The 17,543-nt window shown below is 70.7% G+C and carries 13 protein-coding genes; 8 read left to right on the top strand and 5 right to left on the bottom strand.

What is annotated here, in order from left to right:
* From ACU6WY_RS07815 to valS, 5 genes are all read right to left on the bottom strand, one after another.
* The gene (locus ACU6WY_RS07815) at nucleotides 1-411 is read right to left on the bottom strand and encodes a VOC family protein (protein WP_483819119.1); all 411 of its coding nucleotides are present in this window, start codon (nucleotides 409-411) and stop codon (nucleotides 1-3) included.
* Nucleotides 412-415: 4 nt separating this feature from the next.
* Entirely contained in the window at nucleotides 416-859 is a 444-nt protein-coding gene (locus ACU6WY_RS07810; protein WP_483819118.1) for a helix-turn-helix transcriptional regulator, read from the bottom strand.
* Between the two features lie 67 nt (nucleotides 860-926).
* Nucleotides 927-2,978 (bottom strand): M3 family metallopeptidase, encoded by a 2,052-nt coding sequence (locus ACU6WY_RS07805; RefSeq protein WP_483819117.1) that lies wholly within the window; start codon nucleotides 2,976-2,978, stop codon nucleotides 927-929.
* Nucleotides 2,979-3,052: 74 nt separating this feature from the next.
* Entirely contained in the window at nucleotides 3,053-3,301 is a 249-nt protein-coding gene (locus ACU6WY_RS07800; protein WP_483819116.1) for a hypothetical protein, read from the bottom strand.
* Nucleotides 3,301-5,868, bottom strand: coding sequence for a valine--tRNA ligase (valS, locus tag ACU6WY_RS07795; RefSeq protein ID WP_483819115.1), 2,568 nt, complete (start codon nucleotides 5,866-5,868; stop codon nucleotides 3,301-3,303). Before valS ends, ACU6WY_RS07800 begins: the two co-directional genes overlap by 1 nt.
* A gap of 303 nt (nucleotides 5,869-6,171) precedes the next feature.
* Between valS and ACU6WY_RS07790 the strand changes: the two genes are divergently transcribed.
* The 8 genes from ACU6WY_RS07790 (at nucleotide 6,172) to ACU6WY_RS07755 (ending at nucleotide 17,543) form a co-directional block, all read left to right on the top strand.
* Nucleotides 6,172-7,020, top strand: a complete 849-nt coding sequence (locus ACU6WY_RS07790) for an endonuclease domain-containing protein (RefSeq protein WP_483819114.1) — start codon at nucleotides 6,172-6,174, stop codon at nucleotides 7,018-7,020.
* A 162-nt stretch (nucleotides 7,021-7,182) separates the two neighbouring features.
* Nucleotides 7,183-8,796, top strand: a complete 1,614-nt coding sequence (locus tag ACU6WY_RS07785) for an ABC transporter substrate-binding protein (RefSeq protein ID WP_483819113.1) — start codon at nucleotides 7,183-7,185, stop codon at nucleotides 8,794-8,796.
* Nucleotides 8,797-8,810: 14 nt separating this feature from the next.
* Nucleotides 8,811-9,794, top strand: a complete 984-nt coding sequence (locus ACU6WY_RS07780) for an ABC transporter permease (protein WP_483819112.1) — start codon at nucleotides 8,811-8,813, stop codon at nucleotides 9,792-9,794.
* Nucleotides 9,791-10,654, top strand: coding sequence for an ABC transporter permease (locus tag ACU6WY_RS07775; RefSeq protein WP_483819111.1), 864 nt, complete (start codon nucleotides 9,791-9,793; stop codon nucleotides 10,652-10,654). Before ACU6WY_RS07780 ends, ACU6WY_RS07775 begins: the two co-directional genes overlap by 4 nt.
* Nucleotides 10,651-12,210 carry a dipeptide ABC transporter ATP-binding protein gene (locus ACU6WY_RS07770; protein ID WP_483819110.1) on the top strand — a complete coding sequence of 520 codons (1,560 nt, stop codon included), beginning with the start codon at nucleotides 10,651-10,653 and terminating at the stop codon, nucleotides 12,208-12,210. The genes ACU6WY_RS07775 and ACU6WY_RS07770 overlap by 4 nt, the downstream gene beginning before the upstream one ends.
* Nucleotides 12,211-12,409: 199 nt before the next feature.
* On the top strand, nucleotides 12,410-15,793 hold the full coding sequence (gene ileS / locus ACU6WY_RS07765; protein WP_483819109.1) for an isoleucine--tRNA ligase: 3,384 nt from the start codon (nucleotides 12,410-12,412) through the stop codon (nucleotides 15,791-15,793).
* Nucleotides 15,790-17,142, top strand: coding sequence for a bifunctional folylpolyglutamate synthase/dihydrofolate synthase (locus ACU6WY_RS07760; protein WP_483819108.1), 1,353 nt, complete (start codon nucleotides 15,790-15,792; stop codon nucleotides 17,140-17,142). The genes ileS and ACU6WY_RS07760 overlap by 4 nt, the downstream gene beginning before the upstream one ends.
* The gene (locus tag ACU6WY_RS07755) at nucleotides 17,139-17,543 is read left to right on the top strand and encodes a DUF4233 domain-containing protein (protein WP_483821875.1); all 405 of its coding nucleotides are present in this window, start codon (nucleotides 17,139-17,141) and stop codon (nucleotides 17,541-17,543) included. Before ACU6WY_RS07760 ends, ACU6WY_RS07755 begins: the two co-directional genes overlap by 4 nt.

Below are 17,543 nucleotides of genomic sequence, written 5' to 3'. Positions count from 1 at the left end.
CTACCGCGGCTGCTGGATGCGCAGCATGTTGCCCGACGGGTCACGGAAGGCGCAGTCGAAGACGCCGTAGGGCTGCTCCGTCGGCTCCTGCACGACCTCGGCGCCGGCGGCCTCGAGCGCCGCGAAGGTCGCGACGAGGTCGGGGGTGGCGAGGTTGACGCCGAAGTAGGTTCCCTTGGCGATGAGTTCGAGCAGCACGCGCCCCTCGTCGTCGGTCAGATCCGGGTTGGCGGTCGGGGGGTGCAGCACAATCGCCGTATCCGGCTGGCCGACGGGGCCGACCGTGATCCAGCGCCTGCCTTCGTAGCCGACGTCGTTGCGCACCTCGAATCCGAGCACGTCGCGATAGAACGTCAGGGATGCCTCGGGGTCGGTGTGTGGCAGGTAGGTCTGGTGAATCGTGATGTCCATGCGCTCACGCTAATGACGTCGCAGCCGGGTGGGCTTCTCGATTCCTGACCGGTCGGGTGACGAACTTCTCGACGCACGGCGGCATTCCCCCGGCGGTCCCGGACGCCGCGCGCCGGTACGCGCTCGGGGCGACACCGACCACTTCGGTGAACCGGGTGCTGAAGGTGCCGAGCGAGGAGAACCCGACGGTGAAACAGACCTCGGTGACGCTCAGGTCGCCACGGCGCAGGAGCGCCATCGCTCTCTCGATGCGCCGCGTCATCAGGTAGGCGTAGGGCGATTCACCGAAGGCGAGGCGGAACGTGCGGCTGAGGTGACCGGCCGACATGTGCACGCCGCGAGCGAGCTCTTCGACGTCGAGCGGGCGAGCGTGTTCGCGGTCGATGCGGTCGCGCACGCGGCGCAGCCGCGTCAGCTCGTCGAGCCGAGCCGCCGGGATGCTGTGCATGCGGCTATCGTGCCAGATCCGGTCGAGGCGGTTCCGATCGCGCGGGACGACCGGAACCGCGGCACCCTCAGCCGGTGAGGCCCCGGCGCTTGAGCAGCGGCTGGATCTCGGCATCCCGGCCCCGGAAATCGCGGTACGCGGCGAGCGGGTCGCCCGATCCGCCGACGCCCAGCAGACGCTGGCGGAATCGGTCGCCGTTCTCGCGGGTGAGGCCGCCGTTCTCGCGGAACCACTCGACCGTGTCGGCGTCGAGCACCTCGCTCCAGATGTACGAGTAGTACCCGGCGCTGTAGCCGCCCGAGAACACGTGCGCGAAGTAGGTCGAGGCGTAGCGGGTGGGCACGGCGGGGTTGTCGAGCCCGATATCGGCGAGAGCCGCCGACTCGAAGCCCGCGACGTCGATCTCGCCGGAGGCCTCCTCCACCGACAGGCCGTGCCAGGCCTGATCGAGCCAGGATGCCGCGAGGTACTCGCTCGTGGCGAAGCCCTGGTTGAACGCCTCCGACGCGTGGAGCCGCTCGACGATCTCGGCGGGCAGCGGTTCGCCGGTCTCGTAGTGACGCGCGTAGTGGGCAAGGATCTCGGGCCAGAAGATCCACATCTCGTTGACCTGGCTCGGGAACTCCACAAAGTCGCGGTGCACCGCCGTGCCGGCGAAGTGCGGGTAGGTGACGGTGGCGAATAGACCGTGCAGGGCGTGGCCGAACTCGTGGAACAGCGTCGTCACCTCGTCGAGAGTGAGGAGCGTCGGGGTACCGGGTGCGGGCTTGTTCACGTTGAGGTTGTTGACCACGACCGGGGCCGTGCCGCGCAGGCGCGACTGCGTCACGATCGAGTTCATCCAGGCGCCGCCGCGCTTGGTGTCGCGCGTGTACAGGTCGAGCAGGAACAGCCCGAGCTCGCTGCCATCGGCGTTGTGCACCTCGAACACCCGCACGTCGGGGTGGTAGCCCTGCAGGTCGTGGCGCTCGGCGATGCGGACGCCGTACAGCTGCTCGGCGGCGAAGAAGACGCCGTCACGCAGCACCCGCTCCGCCTCGAACCAGGGCCGGAGCGCCGCGCGGTCGAGGTCGTACTTCTCAGCGCGCACCTTCTCGGTGTAGAACGCCCAGTCGTGGGCCTCGATCGCGGCACCGTCGGCGTCGGCGATCCGTTGCAGAGCGGCCTGCTCGGCGCGGGCGTTGGCGGCGGAGGGGCCGGCCAGGCGGCGCAGCAGGTCGCGCGCGGCATCCGGAGACCCGGCGGTCTGATCGGCGAGCACGGCGGCGGCGTGGGAGGGATACCCCAGGAGCGCGGCCCGCTCGGCGCGCAGGCGCACGATCTCGCGGAGAGTGTCGCGGTTGTCGTTCGTGTTTCCGCGCGTCCCCCGACCACGTGAGGCCTCCAGCAGACGCCGCCGGCTGTCGCGGTTCGTCAACGAGGCGAGGGCCGGGTGGCCGGTGTAGAGCGTGAGGGTGAGGACGTAGCGCCCATCGAGCCCCCGAGCGGTCGCCGCCTGGGCTGCTGCCGAGAGTTCTCCATCGGACAGGCCGTCGAGATCGGCGGCGTCGTCGAACACGACGGCAAGATCGTTGGTGTCGGCGAGAAGGTTCTTCTCGAAGGTGGTCGTGAGCGTCGACAGGCGTTGGTTCAGCTCGGTGAGCTGCTGCTTCTGCGCGTCGTCGAGGCCGGCGCCGGCCAGCGACATCTCACGGTGGCGACGCTCGACGAGATAGCGGCTCTCGGCATCCAGATCGAGGTCGCCCAGCTGATCGAACACCGTCGCGACGCGCGCGAACAGGGCCGAATCGAGCTCGATCGCGTCGGTGTGGGCCGCCATCAACGGGGCGAGCTCTTCTTCGATCGCCTGCATCTCGGGAGTTCCGTGGGCGGAGGACACGGTGTAGAAGGCGCGGGCCACGCGCCCGAGCAGCTCGCCGCTGCGCTCGAGCGCGACGAGGGTGTTCTCGAACGTGGGCGGCTCGGTGTGCGCGGCGATCGCCTGGACCTCGGCGCGCTGCGCGGCAAAACCCTCGCGGAAAGCGGGGAGGTAGTGCTCGGGCCGAATACTGCCGTACGGCGGCAGATCGTAGGGGAGCGGCGTCGGAGCGAGGAGGGGATTGGTCACGGCATCCGTCATCGTTCCAGCGTAGTCACGCGGGCGAAACCGACGCCGAGGACCCGGGGGCGGTCCGCCGCCCGGGCCCTCGGTGCTTAAGCGAATTCGTCGTCGGTGTCGTAGCGCACGACGACCTCTCCCGAGGCCTCCTGCGCCACGATCACGCCCGTGTCGAGCTCGGCGATGGGACGCCCCTCGAGGAACGTGAGCGTCCACTTGGGTGCGGGGGCGCTGAGCCCGTCCGGGTTCAGTGCGGCCTCGACCGCGGCGATCTGCGCGTGCAGGGCGGCGGGGACGGCGGCGGGCGGCTCTTCGCGAGCGGTCCAGCGGGTTCCGAGCTGCATCAGTCCTCCTGGGGTGCGAACACGATGTCGGTGACGGTGGTGGTCTCGGCGTCGGCAAACGCGATCGTCTCGATGCGCCCCACAGCGCGCAGGTCGGCCTCGGCCAGGCGCAGGAGGGCCGCGTGAGGGCTCGCGACCGTGAGCGAGGTCACGGGCGTCTTCTGCGAGGCCTTGGCCTCGGTCTTGGCACGACGGATGCCGATGAGCGCCTCGCCCACGGCGGAGAGCACCGCCGCATCGCCCTCGACGCCGGTCGGCTCGGGCCAGGCCGCGAGGTGCACAGAGCCCTCTGCGAACCACGACCACGTTTCTTCGGCCGCGAAGGAGAGGACCGGCGCGAACAGCCGGATGAGGGTCGACAGCGCCGTGCGCAACGCGAGGGCCGCCGAGGCCTGACCGTCGGCGGCGCTGTCGTACGCGCGCTCCTTGACCAGCTCGAGGTAGTCATCGCAGAACGTCCAGAAGAACGACTCGGTGAGTTCGAGGGCGCGCGCGTGGTCGTACGACTCGAGCGCCTTCGTGGCCTCGACCACGACGGCATCCAGGGTCGAGAGCATCGACGCGTCGAGCGGCTCGGTGACCTCGGCCCCCTCGGGCACGGGGAACGACAGTACGAACTTCGCGGCGTTCAGCAGCTTGATCGCCAGGCGCCGGCCGATCTTGATCTGCGTCGGGTTCTGCGGGTCGAACGCGGCGTCGGTGCCCAGGCGGCTGGAGGCCGCCCAGTAGCGGACGGCGTCGGAGCCGTGCTGCTGCAGGATGTCGGCGGGCGTGACGACGTTGCCCTTGGACTTCGACATCTTCTTGCGGTCGGGGTCGACGATGAAGCCCGAGATGGCGGCATCCGACCACGGGACCCGGTCGTCTTCGAGCGTGCTCCGGAGCATGGTGGAGAAGAGCCAGGTTCGGATGATGTCCTGCCCCTGCGGGCGTAGGTCGAACGGCGCGACGAGGTTCCAGAGCTCGTCGTCGCGCTGCCAACCGCCGGCCAGCTGCGGGGTGAGCGACGACGTCGCCCACGTGTCGAGGATGTCGCGCTCGGCGTCGAAGCCGCCCGCGAGGCCCCGCTGGTCTTCCGTGTAGCCCGGGGGCACGTCGGTCGTGGGGTCGACGGGGAGGGTGGCGAGGTCGGGCGTCAGCACCCGGTCGTAGTCGCGCTCCCCGCTCTCGTCGAGGGCGTACCAGACCGGGATCGGCACGCCGAAGAAGCGCTGACGCGACACGAGCCAGTCGCCGGTCAGGCCGTTGGTCCAGTTCTCGTAGCGCACGCGCATGAAGTCCGGATGCCACGACATCTCGCGGCCGAGGGCCACGAGGCGCTCGCGCAGCTCGGCGTCGCGCGCGCCGTTGCGGATGTACCACTGACGCGTCGACACGATCTCGAGCGGGCGGTCGCCCTTCTCGAAGAACTTCACCGGGTGCGTGAAGGGCTTGGGCGCACCCTCCATTTCGCCGGACTCCTGCAGCAGCTCGACGATGCGCTTCTTGGCACTGAAGACGGTCTTGCCCGCCAGTTCTGCGTACGCCGCCTTCGCGGCATCCGTCACGATGACCTCGGGAGCGTCGGCGATGATGCGGCCGTCTTTCCCAATGATCGTGCGGTTCGGAAGGTCGAGCTCGCGCCACCAGATGATGTCGGTGACGTCACCGAACGTGCAGATCATGGCGATGCCCGAGCCCTTGTCTTTCTGGGCGAGCGGGTGGGGGAGCACCGGCACCTCGACGTCGAAGAGCGGGGTGCGCACCGTCGTGCCGAAGAGGGGCTGGTAGCGCTCGTCGTCGGGGTTGGCGACGAGAGCGACGCACGCGGCGAGGAGCTCGGGGCGGGTGGTCTCGATGAACACGTCGCCCGACCCGTCGGTCTTGTGGAAGCCGAGGCGGTGGTAGGCGGCGGGCTGGTCGCGGTCTTCGAGCTCGGCCTGCGCGATCGCGGAGCGGAAGTCGACGTCCCACAGGGTGGGCGCCAGCGCCTGGTAGGCCTCACCGCGGTCGACGTTGCGCAGGAACGCCAGCTGGCTGGTGCGCATGGCGTCGTCGGAGATGGTGCGGTACGTCTGGCTCCAGTCGACGCTGAGGCCGAGGTCGCGCCAGAGTGCCTCGAACGCCTTCTCGTCTTCGACGGTGAGCTGCTCGCACAGTTCGATGAAGTTGCGGCGGCTGATCGGCACCTGGTCGGCGGCCTTGCTGCTCTTGTTGTCGCCGCCGGCGAACGGGGGAGTGAAGTCGGCGTCGTAGGGGAGCGACGGGTCGCAGCGCACGCCGTAGTAGTTCTGCACGCGGCGCTCGGTGGGCAGGCCGTTGTCGTCCCAGCCCATCGGGTAGAACACCGTCTTGCCGCGCATGCGCTCGAAGCGCACCTTCACGTCGGTGTGCGTGTAGCTGAAGACGTGCCCGATGTGCAGGCTTCCGGATGCCGTGGGCGGCGGGGTGTCGATCGAGTAGACACCGGCGCGGCCCACCTCGACGGCCTTGGCGCGGTCGAACGCGTACGTTCCGCGCTCGGTCCAGGCGGCATCCCACTTCTGCTCGAGGCCCTCCAGGGCGGGCTTGTCGGGAATCTGCGACATGGGTACTCCTCGAGCGCTATGTGCGGCACCGTGTGTGCGTGCCTGAGTGGGGTTCGGTCCAGGATACCGAGTCCGGCCCGCGCGCTCGCCCGACGTCGGGCCGGGGGCGGGCGGCCGGCGGCGCCGCGCGGGCGCAAACTCAGCGATAGGCGGTGCATCAGTTCATTTCGGCGTCTGCGCACTGACCCTGTTCGCGTCGCTGAGGTTGTGACCGCGATTCACGGCTCCTCCCCAGACCGGATGCCATCCACAGGGCGCCGTTCGAACGCTCGAGGACCCGTCCGGCTCGGGAACATCGTGCTCATGACCGCATCCGCACACGCCGTTGCCGCGCGCGTGGCCGCCATCGGCGGCATCGCCCGCCCCACCCGACTGATCGATGAGGGGCACAGCCGCCGGCGTATCAACCAGGCCCTCGAGCTCGGCCTGCTCATCCGGGTACGGCGCGGGTGGGTGGCCGTGCCCGGGGCGGATGGCGACCTCGTCGCCGCGGCCCGCCACGGGGTGGTGCTCTCGTGCGTCACCGCAGCGGCACGGGCGGGCCTGTGGGTCTTCAACCGGCCCGAGGTGCCCCACGCCGCCTATCCGGGGCACGGCCGCGTCGTGAACTCGGCGGCGGTGGTGCACTGGCAGAGGCCGATCGTTCCGCGGCATCCGGACGCCCTCGAAGACGGTATCGAGAACGTGCTGCTCACCGTGGCGACGTGTCAGCCCTACGAAGCAGCGCGCGCGGTGTGGGACTCGGCCCTGAACAGGGGTCTCATCGACATCGCTGCCCTGCGCCGGCTGCCGTGGACCGGCGCGGCACGGCGTCTGGCCGACGAGGCGACACCGTGGGCGGACTCCGGACTCGAGACGTTCTTCATCGTTCGGCTGCGGTGGCTTCGTCTTCCGATCCGTGTTCAGGTGTGGATCTCGGGCCACCGCGTCGACGTGCTGATCGGCGACCGCCTCGTCGTGCAGATCGACGGCGCGCATCATGTCGGGGCGCAACGCACCGCCGACATCCAGCACGACGCCGCACTCCTCCTCCTGGGATATCACGTCATCCGGGTCGGCTACGAGCAGGTGGTGCACCGTTGGCACGAGGTCCAGGAGATGATCATGGATGCCGTGGCGCAGGGGCTGCACCGCGCGGGAGGGCGGTCATAACCTCAGCGATGTGCGCAGAGTCAGCCACAGAGACCACCGGTCGCTGAGGTTGTGCGCATCACTGAGCGAGCGACGCGCACAGCAGTGCTCCGAGATTTCGAGACCGCGTCCAGGAACTCGGTAGACTGGGATCTTCCCCACCAGCGATTTCGAGGTCGTTCCATGCCGTCCGTGCTGCTCCGCCGCCTTCTCTCCGCGACCGCCGTCGCCGCCGTCTCCGCGCTCGCCCTCTCGGCGTGTTCGGGAACGGATGCCACCTCCTCCGGCGATGGCGAGATCGTCTGGGCCATCGAGGGGGCGAACCTCTCGGCCGGGCATATGGACCCCCAGACCAGCCAGCTCGACGTGTCGGCCATGGTGCAGCGCGCCGTGCTGGACTCCCTCGTCTTCCAGGAGGCCGACGGGTCGTTCTCTCCGTGGCTCGCCGAGTCGTGGGACGTCGAAGACGGGGGCGCGACCTACGTCTTCCGCCTGCGCGAAGGCGTCACGTTCCACGATGGCACTGCGTTCGACGCGGCCGCGGTCAAGGCGAACTTCGACCGCATCGTCGACCCGGAGACGGCGTCGGCCCAGGCGGCGAGCATGCTCGGCGGCGACCTCTACGCCGACACCGACGTCGTCGACGAGCAGACCGTGCGCGTGCGCTTCAGGGAGCCCTACGCGCCGTTCCTGCAGGCCGCGAGCACCGCGCTCCTCGGCTTCTACTCACCGGCGGTGCTCGAGAGCTCGGCCGACCAGCTCAAGGCGGGAGGCCCCGACGTCACTGTCGGCACCGGCCCGTTCGCCCTCACTTCGTACACGCCTGATCAGGAGATCGTGTACACCCGCAACGACGATTACGCGTGGGGCCCCGACGGCGGCACCGCGCCGGAGATCGAGACCCTCCGCGTGCAGATCCTCCCCGAGGCATCCGTGCGCCTGGGCGTGATCTCCAGCGGGGAAGCCGATGTGGTGACCAACCTGCCGCCGAACCTCGTCGCCCAGGTTCCGGCCGACGTCACCGTCGAGGCTCTCGAATACCCGGGTCTTCCGTACTCGCTCTACCTCAACGAGAAGTACGGCGTGTTCTCCGACCAGCTCGTACGTCAGGCTTTCTCGCGCGCGATCGACGTCGACACGGCGGTGGAAGAGATCTTTTTCGACCAGTACCCCCGCGCCTGGAGCATTCTCGGCGCGACCACGCCCGGCTACGACGCGAGCCTCGAAGGGTCGTGGCCCTTCGACGCCGCCGCCGCGAACGCCCTCCTCGACCAGGCAGGGTGGACGGGCCGGGATGCCGAGGGCTTCCGCACCAAAGACGGGGAGCGCCTGAGCGCCCGCTGGATCGCCTGGACCCCGGTGCCGGATGACCGTGCGGCCCTCGCCAACGCGATCCAGTCCGACCTGCGGGCGGTCGGCTTCGACCTGCAGCGCGAGGTGCTCGAGCCGGGCGCCTACAACGAGCAGTACGGTCCGAAGACCTTCGACCTCACCGACTGGGGCTTCTCGGGCGCCGACCCCGACCTCCTGCGCAGCCACCTGGCCACCGACGGTTTCCAGAACGCCTCGCAGGTGAGCGACCCGGCCCTGGACGCACTCTTCCAGCAGGGCGCCGGCACCACCGATCCCGCGGCGCGCGCCGACGCCTACGGGCAGGTGCAGCAGTGGAACGCCGAGCACGTGGCGATCGTGCCGCTTTACAGCCCGGCGCTCATCACCGCGGTGCGCCCCGACGTGTCGGGCCTCACCTTCGACCTCTACGGTCGCCCGCTGTTCGCGACCGCCACGCGCGGCTGACCCGCGGAACCCGGATGCCACGGTCCCCCTCGCGCGCTCGCGCCGTGCTCGCGCGGCTCGGAGGGATCGTGGCATCCGTCGTTCTCGTGCTGTGGGGCGCCGCGACCCTTGCATTCCTGGCGTTCCGGATCATTCCGGGCGACGCGGTCGACGTGATCCTCGGCCCGCAGGCTCAGGTGAGCGAGGCGGTGAAGGACGGGGTCCGACGCGACCTGGGCCTCGACCGCCCGCCGATGGAGCAGTACGTCGCTTTCCTGGCCCGGCTCGCGCGGGGCGACCTGGGGGAGTCGTACCAGTTGCGGCTCCCCGTCGCCGAGGTGATCGGGCGCCAGCTCGGCTCCACCGTGCAACTCACGGCCCTCGCGCTCCTCATCGCCGTCGTGCTCGCCCTCGCCTCGGTGCTGCTCGTGCGCGGCCGCGCGGGCCGCGCGGCCGCCGGAGCCGTCGAGCTCGTCGTGCTGTCGTCGCCGGTGTTCTGGACGGGGCTCGTGCTGCTGTCGATCTTCTCGTTCCAGCTGGGGTGGTTCCCGGTCTCGGGCGCGCGCGACCCCGCGACGATCGTGCTGCCGGCGATCACCCTGGCGCTTCCGGTCGCCGCTCTGCTGGCTCAGGTGCTGCGCGACGGTGTCGAAGCGGCCGAGCGTGAGCCCTTCCTTCTGACCGTGCGCGCGCGCGGTGCCTCGCCCCTGCGCGAGAGCACCCACCACACGCTGCGGCACGCCGGGGTTGGGGGCGTCACCCTCGCGGCGTACCTCGTCGGGTCGCTTCTCGGCGGCGCCGTGCTCGTCGAGACCGTGTTCGCCCGTCCCGGAATCGGACGCGTGACCCTCACCGCCATCACCGACCGCGACCTGCCGGTCGTCACGGGCATCATCCTGCTCAGCGCCCTGGTGTTCGTCGTCGTCAATACCCTCGTCGATCTCGTGGTTCCGCTGCTCGACCCGCGCCTCGCGCGATCCGCCCCCGGGCGCCGGATCGACACGGGGGTTCCCGCATGACCCGCGCGGCGACGCGCGTCGGCGTCTCGACCCGCCCTCCGGTGCGCGGCGTGGTCGCGCGTCGTCTCGTGATCGGCGCCGCCGCGGCGGTGCTGGCCGTTATCGCGCTCGCGGCGCTCGTGCCGGGACTGCTCGCCACCCACGATCCGCTCCTGACCGACGTCCGGGCGGCGCTGCAGCCGCCGAGCGCGGCGCACTGGTTCGGTACCGATCAGAGCGGGCGCGACGTGTACTCCCGCGTGGTGTTCGGCACCGGACGCTCGGTGGGCATCGGGCTGCTGGCCACCGGACTGGCCCTGACGCTGGGCGTGCTCGCCGGTGTGCTCGCCGCCGTCGCTCCTCGCGTCGTCGACGCCGCGGCCATGCGGATCACCGACGTGCTGCTGGCGTTCCCGGAGTTCCTCCTCGCCCTCCTCGTCGTGGCGGTCCTCGGCCCGGGTCCGGCGAACGTCGCGGTGGCCGTGACGCTGGCGGCCCTGCCGGTGTACGTGCGCCTCGCCCGCGCCCGCACGCGCGCTCTCGTCACGACGGAGTACGCCGAGGCGGCGCGCATCGTCGGGGTGTCCCGCGCCGTCGTGCTGGTCACCCACGTGCTCCCGGGTGTCGTGGCCTCGGTCAGCGTCCTGGCCGTGATCGGCATCGGCACGAGCATCCTCGCGGCGGCCGGGCTCAGCTTCCTGGGCCTCGGCCCCACCGAACCGACGCCCGAGTGGGGGCTCATGCTCTCATCGGGACGCAACCTCCTCGTACAGGCGCCCTGGGTCGCGGTGTTCCCGGGCCTGGCGATCACCGTCACCGTCGTGAGCGTCAGCGTCGTCGGACGCGCCGCGCGCGCACGATCCGAGGAGCGTGGCGCATGACCGGCATCCGGCTGCGGGAGTTCGGTATCGACGGCCCCGACGGCGCGATCGTGCGGGCACTCGACCTCGACGTCGCTCCCGGCGAATGCGTCGCGCTGGTCGGGGAATCCGGTGCCGGCAAATCCCTGACGGCGCGCGCGCTCCTGGGTCTGCTTCCGCGCGGACTCGGCTGGCGCGCCGAGACGGCCGAGATCGACGGCACGGACGTTCGTGGATTCGGCGAACGCCAGTGGCGCGCTCTCCGTGGGGCTCGCGTGGCCCTCGTCTCGCAGGACGCCCTGGTCTCTCTCGATCCCCTGCGCCGCATCGGAGCGGAGGTGGCGGAGCCCCTCCGCATCCACGAGCCCTCCGTTCGGGGAGCGGCACTGCAGGCTCGCGTGCGCGACGTTCTCGCGCGCGTCGGTCTGCCCGAGCCCGATCGGCGCGCGCGCCCGTACCCGCACGAGCTCTCTGGCGGTCAGCGCCAGCGCGCCCTCATCGCCTCGGCCCTGGTGACGAACCCCGCCGTCCTGATCGCCGATGAGCCGACGACGGCTCTGGATGCCACGGTGCAGGCGCGCGTGCTCGACCTCCTCCGGCAGATCGCTGATGCCGGCGTCGCCGTGGTGCTGATCACGCACGACCTCGGCGCGGTGCGCCGCGTGGCCGACCGGGTGGTGGTGCTCCACGGGGGACGCGTCGTCGAGGCCGGGCAGACCGCCGCGGTCCTGGCCGTGCCCCGTGATCCTCACACTCGCGCCCTCGTCGAGGCGATCACTCCCGCACCGCTGCAGCGGCTCCCGCGCGCGGAACCGCCGCTGATGAGCGGCGCGGGGCTCACGAAGCGCTTCGGTGATCGCACCGCTCTCGACGGCGTCTCGTTCGAGCTGCGGCGCGGGCGGACGCTCGCCATCGTGGGGGAGTCCGGCTCGGGCAAGACGACGCTCGCCCGGCTCATCGTCGGCGTCGCCGAGGCCGATGGCGGGTCCCTGCGTTTCCACGGGCGGCCGTGGACCCCGCGGGCCGCACGCGGATCCGAACGCCGTCGGGTCCAGCTCGTGCAGCAGAACCCGTGGGGAGCGCTGGATCCGCGCTGGAGCATCGGTCGCACGCTCACCGAGGCCGTCGCCGTCGCGGGCGTCCCGCGCGCGGACCGCCGCGCGGCGGTTGCCGACCTGCTGCGCGAGGTCGGGCTCGCGCCGGCCTTCGTGCGCCGGCGCCCGGCGCAGCTGTCGGGGGGCCAGCGTCAGAGGGTCGCCATCGCGCGTGCGCTCGCGGTCTCGCCGGACCTCCTCGTGCTCGACGAGCCGGTGTCGGCGCTGGACGTTTCGGTGCGCGCGCGCATCCTCGACAAGCTCCTCGCCCTCCAACGCGACCGTGATCTCGCGATGGTGTTCGTCACGCACGACCTCGACGTCGTGCGCGGCATTGCCGACGAGGTGCTCGTGCTGCAGGACGGCCGGGTGGTGGAGTCCGGGGCGGTCTCTCGCGTGTTCGACGAGCCGCGGCATCCCTTCACGCGGGAACTGCTGGCGGCCGCCGGTCTCCCGGCGACCGGCGCGGACGGATCGGCGTAGACTGGACGCACCAGCACCGATCCGGCCATCACCGGGGAGCTCTCGGAAGAACAGGGTTCATCGCCCCCAGTAGAACCGAGCGGGTCAGGCCCGTCACAGCCGCCGTGAGAGAGGCGACGTCTTCGGGCGGCGCAATGCGGGGTGGTACCGCGGTCCGACCGGATCGTCCTCGCAGGTGGATCGCGACCTGCGGAGAGACATGACCTACCCACGCCCCTCATCGTTCGGACCGGCGGCCGACGCCGCGGCATCCGTCGTTCCCAGCCCCCGGTTCCCCGACATCGAGCGCGACACGCTCGCGTTCTGGGACGCCGACGACACCTTCCGCGCCTCGATCGCGCAGCGCGACGGCGGGGAAGAGTGGGTGTTCTACGACGGCCCGCCGTTCGCCAATGGCCTGCCGCACTACGGCCACCTCCTCACCGGTTACGCCAAAGACGTGTTCCCGCGCTTCCAGACCATGCGCGGTAAGAAGGTCGACCGGGTCTTCGGGTGGGATACGCACGGCCTCCCCGCCGAGCTCGAGGCGATGAAGCAGCTCGGGATCACCGAGAAAGACGAGATCGAGCGCATGGGCGTCGCCGTGTTCAACGGCAAGGCGCGCGAGTCGGTGCTCGAGTACACGCGCGAGTGGCAGGACTACGTCACGCGCCAGGCGCGCTGGGTCGACTTCGACCGCGGCTACAAGACGCTCGACACCACGTACATGGAAAGCGTCCTGTGGGCGTTCAAGACGCTCCACGACAAGGGCCTCGCGTACGAGGGCTACCGCGTGCTGCCGTACTGCTGGCGCGATGAGACCCCGCTGTCGACCCACGAGCTGCGCATGGACGACGACGTCTACAAGATGCGTCAGGATCCCTCGGTCACCGTGACGTTCCCCTTCGTCGGGGCGAAGGCCGAGGCGCTCGGCCTCACCGGCGTGCGGGCGCTCGCGTGGACGACGACGCCGTGGACGCTCCCGACGAACCTCGCGCTCGCGGTGGGTCCCGGCATCCGGTACGCCGTCGTTCCGGGCGGGCCGAACGGCGCCGCCGACGTGCACCGCGCCCCCGACGGCACGCCCGACGAGGCGATCGAGGCCACCGCGCACCGGTACCTGCTCGCCGAAGACCTGCTGCCGAACTACGCGAAAGACCTCGGGTACGAGTCGGTGGATGCCGCCCGCGCGGCCATCCTGCAGACGATCTCGGGCGCGGAGCTCGAGGGCGTGTCGTACGACCGCCTGTTCGACTACTACGCCGACGCCGAGACGTGGGGCACGCAGGACGCGTGGAAGATCCTCGTCGACGACTACGTCACCGTCAGCGACGGCACGGGCATCGTGCACCAAGCCCCGGCCTACGGTGAAGACGACAAGCGCCTCGCGGATGCCGCGGGGCTCCCCACCATCATTTCGCTCGACGACGGCGGTCGGTTCCTCTCGGCCGTCACCGACGTGGCGGGGGAGCTGTGGCTGGAGGCCAACCGTCCCCTCATCCGCCTGCTGAAGCAGGGCGGCCGTCTCCTCCGCGAGGCCTCGTACGAGCACTCGTACCCGCACTGCTGGCGCTGCCGGAACCCCCTGATCTACAAGGCCGTGTCGAGCTGGTTCGTGCGCGTCACCGACATCAAGGACGACCTGCTCGAGAACAACCAGCAGATCACCTGGGTGCCCGAGAACGTCAAGGAGGGCCAGTTCGGCAAGTGGCTCGAGGGCGCGCGCGACTGGTCGATCAGCCGAAACCGGTACTGGGGCTCGCCGATCCCGGTGTGGAAGAGCGACGACCCCAACTACCCGCGCGTCGACGTCTACGGCTCGCTCGCCGAGATGGAGGCCGATTTCGGCCGTCTGCCGCGCAACGCCGAGGACGAGGTCGACCTCCACCGCCCCTACATCGACGACCTGACGCGCCCCAACCCCGACGACCCGACGGGGCGGTCGACGATGCGCCGCATCGCAGACGTGCTCGACGTGTGGTTCGACTCCGGCTCCATGCCCTTCGCGCAGGTGCACTACCCGTTCGAGAACCACGAGTGGTTCGACGAGCACGCTCCCGCCGACTTCATCGTCGAGTACATCGGGCAGACCCGCGGCTGGTTCTACGTCATGCACGTGCTCTCGACCGCCCTGTTCGAGCGACCGGCCTTCACCGGGGTGTCGTGCCACGGCATCGTGTTGGGCAACGACGGGCAGAAGATGTCGAAGTCGCTGCGCAACTACCCCGACGTGCGCGAGGTGTTCGACCGAGACGGGTCGGATGCCATGCGCTGGTTCCTCATGTCGAGCTCGGTGCTGCGCGGCGGCAACCTCGTCGTGACCGAAGAGGGCATCCGCGCGGGCGTGCGGGAGTTCCTGCTCCCGATGTGGAACGCGTGGTACTTCTTCGCCACCTACGCCAACGCGTCGGGCGACGGATACACCGCCGAGTGGCGCACAGACTCCACCGACGTGCTCGACCGGTACATCCTCGCCCTCACGGGTGACCTCGTGCGCGACGTCGCTGCCGACCTCGAGGGCCTGGACTCCACGACGGCCGCCGAGCGTCTGCGCGACTTCGCCGAGGTGCTGACCAACTGGTACATCCGCCGCTCGCGCGACCGGTTCTGGGTCGGCGTCACCGACGACCCGTCCAGCCGCGAGGCGTTCGACACGCTCTACACGGTGCTCGAAACGCTCACGCGCGTCGCGGCGCCCCTTCTCCCGCTCGTCACCGAGCGCGTGTGGCAGGGCCTCACCGGCGGCCGCAGCGTCCACCTCGAGGACTGGCCGGAGGCCACGGCGTTCCCCGCCGCCGCCGACATCCGCACGGCCATGGACACCGTGCGCGATGTCTCGAGTGTCGCCAATGCCCTCCGCAAGCGCGAGGGCAAGCGCGTGCGCCTGCCGCTGCCGCGCCTGACGGTCGTGACCCCGGATGCCGCGGGCCTGGCGCAGTTCGACGACATCCTGCGTGACGAGCTGAACGTCAAGAGCGTCGAACAGGTCGCGCTCGAAAGCGGCACCGCCGCGGAGTACGGCATCACGCACCGCCTCTCCGTGAATGCGCGTGCCGCCGGCCCCCGCCTGGGTAAGCAGGTGCAGCAGGCCATCCAGGCCGCCCGCGCGGGCGACTGGAGCGAGGTCGACGGACAGGTCGTCGCCGGTGGCATCCCGCTGGAGCCCGCCGAGTACGAGCTCGTCGTCGAGACCGCCGGACGGCCCGAGGGTGAGGCGCTGGCGGTGCTGTCGAGCGGGGGCTTCGTTCTCCTCGACACCGTCACCACCCCCGAGCTCGAGGCCGAGGGCCTGGCCCGCGACATGATCCGCGGCATCCAGGACACCCGCAAGGCCGCCGGCTTCGATGTGAGTGACCGCATCGCGCTGAGCCTGACGTTCGACGACGCCGACGACGCCGCGGCCGTGGCCCAGGCGTTCGACGTCGCCGGGGTGGCATCCGAGACCCTCGCCGAAGGCGTCGTGCTCGCCAGCCGCACCGAGCGGCTCATCGAACGCGGGACGATCCTGGCGCCGGAGTTCGAGACCGTGCTCGCGGCGAAGACCTACGCGAACGTCGGGGCGGTCACCGTCGCGGTCGCGCGCACGGCAGGAGGTGCCGCGTGAGCGATCGCACCCGCGCCGACGCCGTCTACGCCGCGCTGCTGCAGCGCCAGGGCGAGCAGTGGGTGCAGCCGCGCGTGGAGCGCACGCGCCGCGTGCTCGAACTGCTCGACGACCCGCAGCGCACCTACCGCGTGATCCACGTGACGGGCACGAACGGCAAGACCTCCACGAGCCGCATCATCGAGACGCTGCTGCGCGCACTGGGGCTGCGGACGGGGCTGTTCACCAGCCCGCACCTCGAGCGTTTCACCGAGCGCATCCTCATCGACGGCGAGCCCGTGTCCGACGGCGCGGTGACCGACGCGTGGGACGAGATCCAGCCCTTCGTGCAGATGGTGGATGCCGAGCTCGAGGCCGCGGGCGACGCACCGCTGACATTCTTCGAACTGCTCACCGTGCTCGCGTTCGTGGCGTGTGCCGATGCACCGATCGATGTACTGGTGCTCGAAGTCGGCATGGGCGGGGAGTGGGATTCCACCAACACCGCCGACGGCGACGTCGCGGTGTTCACCCCGATCGACATCGATCACACCGACCGGCTCGGCTCGACCATCGCCGAGATCGCAACCGTCAAGGCCGGGATCATCAAGGAGGGCGCCGCGGTGGTCTCCGCCGCCCAGCCCGCCGAGGCGCGACGCGCGATCCTCGCCCGCGCCGAGCGGATGAACGCGACCGTCGCCTTTGCCGACGAGGGCTTCGCCCTCGAGACGCAGACGCTCGCGGTCGGGGGACAGCTGCTCACGGTGCGCGGCATCGCCGGCACCTACTCCGAGCTGTACCTGCCCCTTTACGGCGCCCACCAGGGCGCCAACGCCGCTCTCGCCATCGCCGCGGTCGAGTCGTTGATCGGCGGGGGAGCCCAGCCTCTCAGCGCCGAGGTCGTCGGCGACGGGCTCGGCCAGGTGACCTCACCCGGGCGTCTGCAACTGCTCGGCACCGCGCCGACGGTGCTCGTCGACGCCGCGCACAACCCGCACGGCGCCCGCGCGCTGGTCGCGGCCCTCGACGAAGCCTTCGACATCGATGAGTGGGGCGCCGCCGTCGGGATCCTGGAGGGGAAGGATGCCGTCGGCATCGTGTCCACTCTGGCCCCGGCCGTCGCGCGCGTGTTCGCCACCGCCCCCGACAGCGACCGCGCGACCGACCCCGACACGATCGCCGATGTCGCCGAGGCGGCAGACCTTCCGGTGACCGTGCACCCCACGTTGGAAGACGCGGCCGACGCCGCTCGCGCGTGGGCGGCCGAGTCCGATCGCCGCGCCGTCATCATCGCCGGCTCCGTGGTGCTCGCCGGCGAGGCGATTCGCCTGTCGGAACTCGAGGACTGGAAGGCGGGGTGGCAGCGATGACGCCGCGCGAGCGGCGTGCGCGTCGCGTCCGCGGAGCGCAGGAGTCCCTCGGAGCGGTCGTGCTCGGCTTCGAATCGATCGTCGTCTTCCTCGGCGGCCTGGTCGTGTTCGGGCTCAAGGCCCTGCCCGCGGGGATCGAACCCTGGTGGGGAATCGTCGGCGGTGTCGTGTTCGCCGTGGCGATGGTGGCCCTCTCCGGACTTCTGCAGCACCGCTGGGCGCTCATCGCCGGGTGGGTGCTGCAGGTGCTCCTCGCGTTGGCGGGGTTCCTGGTTCCGGCCCTCGCCGTCGTCGCTCTCATTTTCGGTGGCATGTGGGCGTATGCGACCATCAAGGGAGCGGCGCTGGACCGGCAGAACGCCCGACGCGCCGCCGACCCCGACCTCTCGAACGGAGAATGA

Source organism: Microbacterium sp. ZW3a, from assembly GCF_057167165.1.
The sequence above is the reverse complement of the archived record's forward strand: the minus strand, read 5'-3'. Positions and strand labels throughout refer to the sequence as shown.